Origin of the sequence: Rhizobium sp. UBA1881 (assembly GCF_002338015.1) — a bacterium.
Taxonomy (GTDB): Bacteria; Pseudomonadota; Alphaproteobacteria; order Rhizobiales; family Rhizobiaceae; genus Rhizobium.
Map to the genome: position 1 here is coordinate 1 of NZ_DDHH01000047.1, position 12216 is coordinate 12216.

Here is a 12216-nt window from a genome sequence, read left to right on the forward strand (position 1 = left end):
CGAACGCCCGGAGCGAAATTTCGTCTCCTGCTTTGCAAAGGTGTATTCGCGGATGACAGACCGCTTGACCTGCTCAATTGGCCTGACCGCTGTCAGACCGGACAATGCGTCTAAGTCATCGATAAGCTCGTGTTCTTCCCGCGTCAGGCTGTCGAAGATCGCCCACCAAGCTGGCTTCGCTTCGCGTTTATGAAAAAGTCCGAGATTGAAGAGCATTTCCTGACGCTCGGTCGGCAGCCTCGATGCGGCGATACGAGACCGGAGGGCGATTGCCTCATCGTCCTCAGCGACTTCCTTATCACGGGCATCACTCGCCAACACTGGCCACGGGGAACCGGGGCGAATGGAAACCAGCCAATCGCGGAGCATCTCGGTCGAGACGCAATCGATCCGGTTGTATTCTTCGATTTCGTCAAGGATGGACTTATCTTGGGATTCTCGCCACGCTTCGTAAGCGACCACTGAACCGCCCGCAGTTTTCACCTCCCCGTCCCTCTTGAGGCCATAGAAAGCCTCCAATGACTTAATCGAGTAGTTCGGTTCAGAGGCGATCAACCCGCTGCGTACCACGGCATAGAGATCGACGAAACGTCGCTCTCTGAGAAGGCGGTCGAGAAAGGCCTCGCCGATACCGTACTTCGCGGTCAGACGCCTGAGCGCGGTGATTTCATAAGGGGCATAGTGATAGATCCGCGCCTTCGGGAATTTATCGAGCCGATCCCTGAAGAAGTCGAACAAGGTAGCCAGCGCGCGTCCCTCGGCGTCGTGATCGTGTGCCCAGAAAGATCTGAACGCGCCATCGAACCAGACACCATGAAGATACTCCAAGCCGCCGTCATAGTATGGGTCGCCCTCGATATCGTAAAAAAGGTCTCCCTGCTGTGGCTCAGGCAGCAAGTCAAAACCTTTGCCAAGTTGGGCCTCCCTGAGCTGGAACGTCGGTTCCCCGGTTTTGCGGGCGTGCTGCAGACGTGCCTGCACACGAAGCTTTTCTAGCGTAGCGCTAGCCATGCCCTTTACGAAACCATCTTGGATCGCCAGCGATGCCATAGTCGTGATACCGGCATCCTCCAGCTTCTTTACCTGCCCCTTTGTGATGTTGGCGACGGTGTAAAGGCTGTCTTGCTCTGCCCAGACACTGTCGCAGTGATCCGCCCAACGACACAGAACGCAATCCGGCGAAGGTTCGGGCCGCGTCGATGTGGGGTCACTGACAAAGATTTCCAACCTGGTCCGCGCCATCCGGGCGTAGGCTGTGAAGTCAGCCAAACGAAGTGTCGCTCGGGTGCCGTCACCCAACTCGACGTGAGCAAATTCCGGAAACTCCCCCTGTATCTCTTGCAGAAGGTCGGAATAGAGGACGAGTTGCAATACATGCTTGGGATGTGGGTGTCGTTTAAGCTTAGTGTCTGCGACCTCGTAGCTGAAATTTCCAAGGTCTGACTGCTGTTCGACCCGCTCCAGAAAATCGGACCACCCACCCCAGCTTCCAGAGAGGAATGCACCTTGGAAAACGACCTCTACCCCTGCCGCCAAGGCTTCTTTCGTCGCAAGGGCATTGGAGGCTAGTGAGCCACGCTCGATCTCGATAATTTCGTGGCCCATCGAACCAAGGCGCTCAAGGTGAGCCGCTTCGTGAGCGTCACCCTGCTTCTGCAACAGCGCAGCATCATCGGTGTCTTCACGAGGGGTCGGCCCCTCACCGCGCAGGTGCTTTAGGTCCAGCACTGTCGCGTGTGCACATCCCATGAACCGCATGAGATCGGTTGCGGAAAAAAGCATAGTGCCATCGACTATACGCATGAGAACGCCTCTTTTTGCTCAGGCAACCCACGAGAATCGCTCAAGAACTGCAAGATGATCAATAGGTTAGATTGGTGTCAACACACCCTTCCGGCATAGGTGCGTCACGACCGAACAATCCTCAGGCTACTCGGTGCGACCAACGATGGCCTCCGGCCGTCAGACGTCATGCGGATCGAGTAGCCCTTCAAAACCAACTCGGCGGCTTCCTCGATCGATTTTACGAAAACAGCGTTTGCCGCATGATGTTTCGTACGCCCCTTTTTCGGATCGGCTAAGCAATAGCCGCGCGAAGTAAGGTATGGCTCCTCGGTGATGTTCTCGCGCGGCGAAAGGCGCTCGATTATTGCACTCATCTTCGATTCCTTGGGTCGTTGCTAGGTTCGTTAGCTGCCTCGACGAGCAGTGGATGCATATGTAATGTGCGAAGGTGTCAAATTCTGTCACCATTCAGCAAGGAGCCGCTTGTGTCGTTTTCAAAGGCTAAGGATCTGGTACGGCTTGCGCGTCTTGCGGCAACGAAGCGGGGTGGCATCAGCCTTCAGGAAGTCTCTCAGGAATTCGAGGTTTCGCACCGGACGGCGCAGCGGATGATGGAAGCTCTTGAAGTGACGTTCACGAACGTCGAAACGATCGATGACTTCGAACGTCGCCGACGTTGGAGACTGCGAGATCCGTTGGTCGAGCGACTGCACCTTCGGCAAGAGACCGCGATCGAGGCTCTCGAAATCGCTGGACGACACGCACTAAATGACGGACGAGCAAGACATGCCCGCGCTTTAACGGACATCCGCGACGATTTGCTTGCGCGTTTGACACCGAAGGATGCCTTGCGAACTGAGGCAGATGCCGAGGCGGTCTTGACAGCGATGGGGTCGGTGATGAGGCCTGGGCCCAGGGTCAACCTGAGATCCGACGTTCTCGATGCCGTTATAGAGGCGTTGCGTGGCCCATTCCGGTTGCGGGTCCGCTACGGAGAGGCGGGGGCTTCCGAACGCGTTATCGAGCCGTATGGTCTCCTGATGGGGCACCGCAGCTACTTGGTGGCACGCCAACCCTCACGAGGCGAGACGATACTCAATTTTCGGATGGACCGCATACGGTCGGCTGTTTCACTCGATGAGAGTTTCGGTTTCGCAGAAGGGTTTTCACTGGAAAAGTATGCGGCTAAGGCATTTGGCGTTTACCAGGACCCCGACCAGTACGGGGAAGTTGTCTGGCGTTTTTCTCCTAGTGCCGCAGACCGCGCGGCGGAATTCAGGTTTCACCCGGAGCAAAGATCCGAAACTCAGGATGACGGTAGTCTCATCGTCCGCTTTCACGCGGCGGGATGGCAAGAAATGGTCTGGCATCTCTACCAGTGGGGCAATGCAGTGGAAGTGCTTGAACCAGCCGGGTTGCGCGCCATGGTGTCTGGTTATCAACGAGCGGATTTCACGGCGCTGCCATAAACGAACTCACACCAACTCCAGCGCATACTTTGCTTCTCCACTGAAGCTTTGGCAATGGGATCAGCGGCCAGAAGGACTGCCGGATCGGGATGCTCCATTTGATGATCTCACATCCTTCCCTATCGGTGCATTTTCATCGGTTTATTACCAATTCTTCCCGTCCGGTAAACCGACCGTGCGGTGAGCACATCTTGATCAGTTCGGCGGCAGCAGATGCCGACGCGCTTGTTAGAGAATACGGGGGAGGCCAGGGATGGACTTAGAGCCCGCTCGCGGAGCGCTGCGGCAGCAGGAACGTATCGTCGTCGACTTGGAGAACCGGGAGCCCACTGCGAGCTCGAGAAATCCTTGATCGTGGCACGAACGGTCGGAATCCATCTTGGCGACTGTAAAATCGGTGACGCCCTTGCCTGCTACGGCCGATGACGATCTCGACCTGCCTGCCGCGTTCTGTCGAACGTGTCTTTGACGAGTTTCAGCAGCGGCTTGGGTCGGCGATCACAGCCATTATCGGCCCGTCAAAGCTGGTGTCACCCGCGCCGCACCATCGATTTCGCGATCTCGACGATATCGTCCCTTGATGCCGTTGGATCCTCCTTCGACCAGGCGATGCCGAGCCCGATCTTGAAGTCGATCCCCCTCACCTTCTTGAGCACGAAGCTGCGGTTCGGGATATCGGTCGTCCATTCGGGTGCGAATCCGATGCCAAGGCCGGCAGAGACGAGAGAGACCAACGAATAGGTGTCGTCGCAGCTATAGGCGACGTTCTTCGTCAGATCGTATTCCTCGAACTTCTCATTGAAGTACCGCTCCGTGAAGGAAAGGTTCTGCCGGTTGAAGGCAATGATCTTCTGATCGCGTAGGTCCTCGATCGAGATCTCGTTGAGCGAAGCCAGAGGATTGCTTTCGGCCACAGCCAGAAGATAGCGTTCATGGGCAACCGAGAAGAAACGCAGTGAGCCGATATTCTCCACCGGCCTGATGAAGCCGAGGTTGAGCTGTCCGGTCTCCAGACCGCGGATGATGTCTCCGGTGTTGCCTGAAGCAATATGGATGCGGACATCAGAAAACTTGCGAGCGATCTTGCCGAGGAACAGGGGCAGCATGCCCATGGTGGCTGGATAGACGGTACCGATCTTGATCTGGCGAATGCGGCTGCCGCCCGCGGCCCGTGTCAGCTCTGTCGTCAGCTCCATCTCGCTAAGAATACGAACAGCACGATCGTAAAAGGTCTCCCCTGCCCTCGTCAGCTCGACGCGGCGCGTCGATCGGATGAACAACGGACAGCCAAGCTCTCTTTCCAGCGCCATGACATGATTGCTGAGCGCCGGCTGGGCGATGTTCATCTTGATGGCCGCCCGACCGAAGTGGAGCTCCTCAGCTACGGCTCGGAAAAGAGAGAGTTGGCGTAGTTCCATTTGGTTCTCCGACACGCACTGTCGCGCACAGAGGAACGGTATACCCGATTTTGGGGTATTCCAAAACAGGTTTTAACCATTAGTCGGTTTTTGTAACAACTGGCACATGCATTGTCGTCTCTGAACGCGGATCTTTATAGGCGGTTGATTGAACTTTTCGCGTCAGCGCGGAGGGAAGCCGATGTTACTCAACAGGAGCTTGGGAAGCGTCTGGGACAGCGCCAGACCGTCATTTCCAAGATCGAAACCTTTGAACGCCGCGTTGATGTTGCAGAATTCATGCTCCTCTGTCGTGCAATAGGCGCAGACCCTTATCTTTTGCTACATCAAGCAGAAGGTCTTAAATGAACCCGCCAATGTCGGAGTTGGTTTCTGCCCTATCAATATGTCTGAAAAGTCGAGCCTTTGGGGCGGCTTCCTAACTCTTTTCGGGCATCTGGATGATCGTGAAGCCTGTTTTGCTCAGACTGGGGCCATTCTTCGTTTAGCTAGAGCTGCCATGACCTGAGGCGGATGCCACTTGCCCTTGGCCATCCTGAGGCGCACGACGGCCGCGTGTTTCGTCGCGTTCAGGGGATACTTTGCCTTATGCCGCGTTGCATTGCAGAAGATGCAGGCAGCGACAATGTTTATTTGGACGTCCTTACCACCGTCGGATTTCGCCTCAAGATGCTCTGCCGTGCATTGAAACCGCTTCGCCAGGGCTGGAGAAATCGCATATTGCGCGAGGAACTCTGTCGGCCCGGCGTCCCACATTGGCAACTGGCAGTAAAAGCAGAGCCAGGCCTGCTTTTGAGCCGCTTGTCTTCTCAGTTCTTTAAGTGTGTTTTTTGATGGCATGGGCCCACATCCTTTGCTTCATTGCTGAAGCGGATGTGCAGCGACCCGTTTGCGGCCACCCCTCAGTTGGGAGGAAATCCTCGCACAAGACGACGTATGCGTAATACGTCACTCCGCAGTCTTTGAACGTCACGAGCGCCGATTGGACACTTCGCTGACGAGTTCTTGTAAAACTCGAGGTGAGCAACCTGTCTCACCCCCGTCCGAGTAAAAGCTTACCAAATGTTCGAAGGCGGTCAATAGCGGCCAACATGAAATCCCGAACGGGAAGCGCAACTGTCTGATTGGAAAATCCTTGATAGCGGCTCGAATAGTCGGAATCGATTTCGGCGACCATAAATCGGTGCTACCATCGCCTACTACGACCGATGGCGATCTCGGCCACCTGCAACGCTCTTCTCGATCGGATGCGACCTTGACGACGGTCTGCTAGGACCAGCCTCGTCCGGAAAGGGATGATTCGCAGCTCCCCCTCACAGAGACATAGATTTCACCGTTCCGGTTTTCGGACATTATCTGAAGCGTCACTGGTTTCTAACCGGCGGGCAGAATTGCCGCGTCGGTCGATTTTGATCTTCATGTAACCTTCTACGGGAAAACGCCGATCATTTAGACAGAGGATTGAGTTCCAAATCGAGCCCCCTAAGCTATCGGTTACCAGTATTCGTAAATCGCTGGAGAAGGCGGCGGGGCGAAGTCTTTTGTACACTAACTGCAGAACACAAGCTCCGGCAAAATCGCCTCCCAGGTATCGCGGCGAAGGTGCACTCGGAACTCCTCGAGATTGTCATACCTGCACCAGCGCACGATTGCACCCACCTCGCCGCGGAAGAAATTGAGCCCATCAGGTGGCGACCAACTTTTGGCCATTCGTCCGAGAACTTGTCCCCGAGCATCCTGGATTATCCAGGTGAGGCCATCGCGCGCGATCTGAAGTGGGTCTCCTACCTTTGCAGCCGAGATTGCGGCTAGAGAGGCATGAGCCGGCCCGAGACGCCCAGCCCACGACAGGTCCACTGTCTTAAGGTTTGGCACCTGATATTGTTTGCCGGGAAAATTGGTGGCATCAGAAATTGCGGGCGCGGCGCGGCGGAGAACATGCTCTTTGCTGTCCTGGACGAACGGATGCGGTCCTTCAGCAATGACTGCAAGGCTACGACGCGCTCTGGTCATGGCGACATAGAAGAGGCGGCGTGGCGCATCGGGATCCTCGCCCTTAGAAGGCCTGTCCCAACCGCCATTCAGAATAACGACATCGTCAAACTCCAGGCCTTTTGATCGATGCGCCGTCAGCAGCAATAGTGCACGCTGATCGCTGCGTGCATCACGAGCCCACTCTGCGAACCACTCGACAATGTCTGGCACAGGCATAGTTTTGTTTGCGAGTTCCTTCGTCAGCGCGGCGATGCCTTCGGCGATCAGCTCCGTCCAGCGGTTGGCCGGTATAGCGTTCAGGACCGTCAACAGATCGCGAATTCCCAAGAGAAGAGTCGTATCGCGCCGTATTGCGTCGATGAACTGCTGCATTTCGCGCAGACGCCAGATGCTGGGCAGGCTCTCGTTTGCCATCTCTACCGGAATACCCAGTTTCTCCGCATAGGCACGTACCGGCGCCAATCGCCGCCAGTCACGAGCGATGATTGCCGCGCGCGACCAATTCCACTCGGGATCAAGGCGCGATAGTCGCATCAGTTCGTCTATTGCGGTCATTGCTTGAGCGATTTCGCCTGACGGGCAGTCCAAAACCTGAACTCGCCCTTGTGCGACCGGGTCACCCCCCGCCAAATCGCCACCGGGTGGTTCCTTGCTGCGTTTGCGATCGATCGCTATGTCATGACCGGCTTTCATACGGGCTGCGGCTGGCGCGATGACTGCATTGGCGGCTGCGATGATATGCCCGGTCGAGCGATAGTTCTCAACAAGAAACATCGGTCGTGCGCTATAGTCGGCCTCGAACTGGCGGATGAAGCGGATGGACGCCCCAGCGAAAGCGTAGATATTCTGATCATCGTCGCCCACCGCAAACAGGCTGAGCCGAAGCTCCTTATCGTCCAGCGAGCGGCCTGCGACGGCCGAGATCAAAGCATATTCCTCGGGGCCAATGTCCTGATACTCGTCTACCAGGATCCAGCGGTAGCCTTGAATCAGCGTGTCACGTTGTGCCTCTGCCTCTGGTTTGCTCAGTCCTTCCCCGTTCAACTGGCGCACTGCTTCCATAACGATCCCGTCGAAGTCGTGGGACGTCTCGCTTGCAGTTCCGGCAAAGCTCGCGCCCACCAACCGCATCGCAAGTGCGTGACAAGTGGATATGGTCACCGCAGCCGCATCATCGCCGATCACATGCCGCAGCCGGATGCGTATCTCGGCAGCGGCATGACGGTTGTAGGTCAGCACGAGGATGCCGCGCGGGTCCTCACGGCGGACACGGATTAGGTAGGCAATGCGATGCACCAGAACGCGCGTCTTGCCCGAGCCCGGTCCTGCCAGAACCAGGACGCTTGTTTGTTCGCGGTCGTCAGCGACAATCTCCTGCTGGACTGGATTCTTAAGCGCCTCTACGATCCTCTTCCAAGAGCTGCCAGTAGTCTGACGTCGGATCTCACCACCTTGCCGGGCATCCAGCGGCGCAGAAAGGCGTCGCGCTCCAGCACAAAGTAATCCTCGGACAGCCGCAGCGCCTGCTCCATCGCGGCAAGGCCCTTTTCTGCATAGGCCGCCATCACATGGGTCTGGATGGTCTGCTCCGTGTAGTGATCTTCCAGGGGGGTGAAATCCTTTACGGTGAACTGGCCGCCCGAGGGGTTCAAGTGAACCGTCATTGCCTGCCGGAAAATCGTCAGTCCCTTGCCGAGTGTCACCACTTCCTGCTCGTGCAGCCACAGGAGTGCGCGCTCCATCAGTTTTGTGATGTCCTGTATGCCGCTGCCGCGCAGTAGCGCGTCTCCTGTCAGGGTGGCGAGCAGGTCACCCATCGTGGTCTCGACCTGGATGTCCTTGCCGCGGCTACCCTTCGGCAACTTGCCCAGAAGGTGCCCTAGCAATCGTTCCGCTCCCTGCTGCCGCAGGATCGCGGTCTGTTCCAACGCCTGCCAGGACCGTTGCAGCGTGACCATCAACGTGTTGCGCGAAGCCTTGCGCAGCCGCAGATTTCCCTTACCACCGTCCTGATCGCGCCCGTCGCGGCTCATGCTGCGCAAGAGCTTTTCCACGATGTCGGGCCGCACTGCGCTGTGCCCCTGATTGCGGAGCGCCTGGCAGGTTTCAGCCAGATGCAAGGGAATGTCCCCGACGCCTTCCGCATCCGGGGCGGCCTCCCGCATCAGGGCAATCAGCGCCGTTTCAAGCCGCGCGGCCTGCGTCAGGCGCTGTTGCGAATGCCCCTCGACTGCGACATGCAAAAAGATCGTGACAACGACGTCGTTGCGGGCGATCCCGAGCACCTCGAGATCGGCCAACGCCTTGTTCAGCATACCACCTGTGAATCCACTGATCCCGGCCAGCTCGTCGGTGGAAATGCCCTGATCGAGCGGCGCGTTCATCAAGTGGCGCGTAATATCCAGAAGCTGCTTGCGACGGGTGCCGGTGATGGCGGCTCTGGTCAGAATAGCCTCGGCTTCTTCCAGGCTCCGGATCCTGAGCGATGAGGGAAAGACCTGAACCTTGTTCTCCTCGCGGCTTAGCAGCGTGGCCTCTTCCAGCCACGACACCGCGGTCTTCACACGGGTGTCGTCTGTGTTGGTGTCGCGCTCGAATTCCTGATCGCGTTCAGCTCGCACGATTTCACCCGAGGTGGCGACGACGGTGCCGGACTTTTTCGACCGCTCGTCAAGCCGCCGCAGGGCCTTCAGGATCGCGCCGATTTCGTGCCGGGCCAGACGCGACCGGGCCGAAAGCGAGAACTGGCGCTCGACGTCCTCGTCAGCAAAGAGCAGCACGCAATTGGCGTGAGCGCGGTCACGGCCGGCTCGCCCGGCCTCCTGCAGATAGTTCTCCAATGATCCGGGAATGTCGCCATGGACCACCAATCGGATATCGGGCTTGTCGATCCCCATGCCGAAGGCATTGGTCGCAGCAATAATTCGGAGCTCGCCGACGCGAAATCGTTCCTGAATGTCACGCTTCTCCTCAGGTGTCAGCCCGGCATGGAACCGTTCCGCCGACAGACCCTGCTGCTTCAGGAACGCGGCGACGCGCTGTGTCTCGTTGCGGGTCGCGCAATAGACCACGGCACCAGAGGCCCCCTCCTGTGGTAGCTTGGTCTCGATCACATCGAGGATGTCCGCCAGCTTGGTGCCGCGCTGCGTCGGCCGGACCTCGAAGCTGAGATTGGTGCGCACTGCGCCACCGTCTAGCAACAAAAGCTCGCGGCCAAGTCGTGATTTGAAATGCTCTCGGATGTCCCGCACCACTTCTGGCTTGGCGGTGGCCGTTAGGCAGAGCACCTGGGCAGCCGCTTCATCGCCAGAAGATTCCTTGATGAAGCGGCTGACATAGCGGTAATCAGGCCGGAAATCGTGTCCCCACTTCGATACACAATGCGCTTCGTCCAGCACCCAGAGCCCGATCTCACGCTGTGCCAGAACCGATCGTACCGAGTTGCTGCGCAATTGCTCGGGTGAGATCAGCAGCAATGCGGCCTCTCCCATGCGGACACGGTCCAGCGCATCCTGCCGCTCGGGCATCGAAAGCATGCCATTGACGGTCACCGCAGAGGATATCCCTGCCCGGGCCATACCCTGCACCTGATCAGCCATCAACGCGACCAGCGGCGAGATCACCACTGTCAGCGCTCCGGTCTTGTCGAACTTCGACAAAGCGGGGATCTGATAACAGACCGATTTGCCGGTGCCGGTCGGCAGAATGCCGAGGACGCTCGACCCGCGCATCGTCTCATCGACGATCCGCTCCTGCAGGGGGCGTCCCATGTCATCTACTGGCTCGGCGCGGAAGGCATCGAACCCGAACCAGCGCGACAGGGCGCGGACGGGATCGTTCTTCTCGCTACACCAGATGCAATCCGGACCATTGCAATTGGTGTCTCGCAGATGGCGTACGATCAATGCAGTCTCCCGGAACTGTGCCCGGACCCAGGGCGGCATGACGGACTCCCCGCCCGCGACCAGAATCCAAGACAAAGCATAGGCCATCGGCCAACCGAGCTGAGGATTAGAAAGGCGGTTCAGTGTCTGCTCGAGCCGCTTATCGCAGGCGCGCCGCGCCAGAAGCCGGGAAATCGCTTCGCGTGCCGCAAGGGGATCGGGCGCGGGAGCTCCGCGAACCTCCCGAAACACCGCGTCGAACCCGCTTGAATTCTCCATCCTCGTAGCAAGGAAATGAAAGGCTGCAACAGCATCGGGCTGGTCGGCGTTCTGCTGCGTCAAAGCCGCCAGTTGATTGCGCAGCACCTGAAACACCAGTCGCGCATCCAGTTCAGGATCGTTGACATGGCCCGCTTGCAGGCGCCCGTCATGGTAGTGCTTGACCAGGTGGTGGTAGGGATTGCGCGGAAATGCGAGGGGATTGAGCCATAAGGTGTCTATCGGTGATCGAAGAATATTCGCCAACCCAGGCCGCGCCGCGAACAGATAAGGCAAGTCATGCCGAAGTATGTTGTGGCCGAGCAGATGCACACCCTTGGTTGCTTCTGCTTCCAGGCGGTCGAGGCCTATCACGAGATCTCGTTTTTTTGCCAAGATCGAGAGACGAGCATCATCGCTCACTGCCGCAAAAGCGAAGATGCTAGCAGTTGCAGGATCAACTTCCAGGTCGATCGAAATGCAACGCTGCAGGAAGTTTTGGAGAGGCTCAGCCATTTGCAACAAGTTCTAATCACAGTGACTAACGATTAGCGATCACGGTCGCATGATTGGCGAAAGGCCAACGTTCTAGTTGTACCACACAAGAACTTTACGAAATTGCCACCTATCCAACTCAGTTCTACAATACGACCCTCTACCGTAGCGGCTGTTAACTGCTCCTGATGCCAAACAGAGGCTACTTGCGCCTGGTTTCTTCGCGTGGCGGCAATCGGCGGGTAAGTGGAAATAATTTCCGCGCTGAGCGCCGAAGCTACCTTACTGGTGACCACCGCGGTACGGCGGCTACGCGCCCCCATTTGATACTTCTCGTCAGAACACCAAAATAAGACGCGAGAGCGAATGCCCGCTAACCATCAACGCAGCCTGCTGTGGGCAAGGTGGTGAGGATCGAGCGTCTCATCGACGAAGGCGGCAGCCGTGCGGACGGTGCCGGTGGACGTCATCGCGAACGAGCGATGCCAGTTCGTACATGATTTCGACGAATGTTGCGTTCGCATCTCGTCAGATTAATTCGGTCAACGAGCGATTCCTTGCGTCAAATCATGGGATACGATAGTTATTCGGCCGGGCCTGGCCCGCGAGATCGCCTCTGCGGTCGCCCAAGAGCCTCGATGGAAACGTCGGAGGCTTTTTGAGTTTTTAGGCCTTCCGTTCGACATCCTCAAAGCAGCTATGTTTGGATCCGAGCATCGGCCGCTCGTCTTCCTTGATGTGGCAGTCAATCAGCTTTCCGTCGCCGGTCAGGCGCTGGAAAGGACGATTGCTGGTATGATAGCCGCCCATGCAGAACGGCCATAGATACCGATCGGCCAGTTGTGCCATCGGCGAAGTCTTCTGCTTGGTTTTGAACTCGTCAGTTGCCGACAAACGTAAGCTTTAAACGGG

6 protein-coding genes and 1 pseudogene are annotated in these 12216 nt (G+C 57.6%); 2 read left to right on the plus strand and 5 right to left on the minus strand.

All coding sequences use genetic code 11. The annotated features are described in order from the left end of the window. Positions 1–1803: TM0106 family RecB-like putative nuclease (locus B3605_RS04625; protein WP_296432611.1), on the minus strand; the 1803-nt coding region annotated here is incomplete at its 3' end. 467 nt (positions 1804–2270) lie between these two features. Between B3605_RS04625 and B3605_RS04630 the strand changes: the two genes are divergently transcribed. Further along, a complete protein-coding gene (locus tag B3605_RS04630) occupies positions 2271–3254 on the plus strand; it encodes a helix-turn-helix transcriptional regulator (RefSeq protein WP_296432613.1) in 984 nt (327 codons plus the stop codon). A 530-nt stretch (positions 3255–3784) separates the two neighbouring features. Here B3605_RS04630 and B3605_RS04635 read toward each other — a convergent pair. Beyond that, positions 3785–4672 (minus strand): LysR family transcriptional regulator, encoded by an 888-nt coding sequence (locus B3605_RS04635; RefSeq protein WP_296432616.1) that lies wholly within the window; start codon positions 4670–4672, stop codon positions 3785–3787. 144 nt (positions 4673–4816) lie between these two features. Here B3605_RS04635 and B3605_RS25795 point away from each other — a divergent pair, with 144 nt between their 5' ends. After that, the gene (locus tag B3605_RS25795; protein ID WP_414706948.1) at positions 4817–5020 is read left to right on the plus strand and encodes a helix-turn-helix domain-containing protein; all 204 of its coding nucleotides are present in this window, start codon (positions 4817–4819) and stop codon (positions 5018–5020) included. A gap of 114 nt (positions 5021–5134) precedes the next feature. Here B3605_RS25795 and B3605_RS04640 read toward each other — a convergent pair whose 3' ends face one another. The 3 genes and pseudogenes from B3605_RS04640 to B3605_RS04655 form a co-directional block, all read right to left on the minus strand. Continuing rightward, a complete protein-coding gene (locus B3605_RS04640; protein WP_296432618.1) occupies positions 5135–5512 on the minus strand; it encodes an HNH endonuclease in 378 nt (125 codons plus the stop codon). A 708-nt stretch (positions 5513–6220) separates the two neighbouring features. Next, a pseudogene (locus tag B3605_RS25745) lies at positions 6221–11325 on the minus strand (RecQ family ATP-dependent DNA helicase). A gap of 645 nt (positions 11326–11970) precedes the next feature. After that, entirely contained in the window at positions 11971–12153 is a 183-nt protein-coding gene (locus B3605_RS04655; protein ID WP_296432622.1) for a hypothetical protein, read from the minus strand. Positions 12154–12216 lie beyond the last annotated feature (63 nt).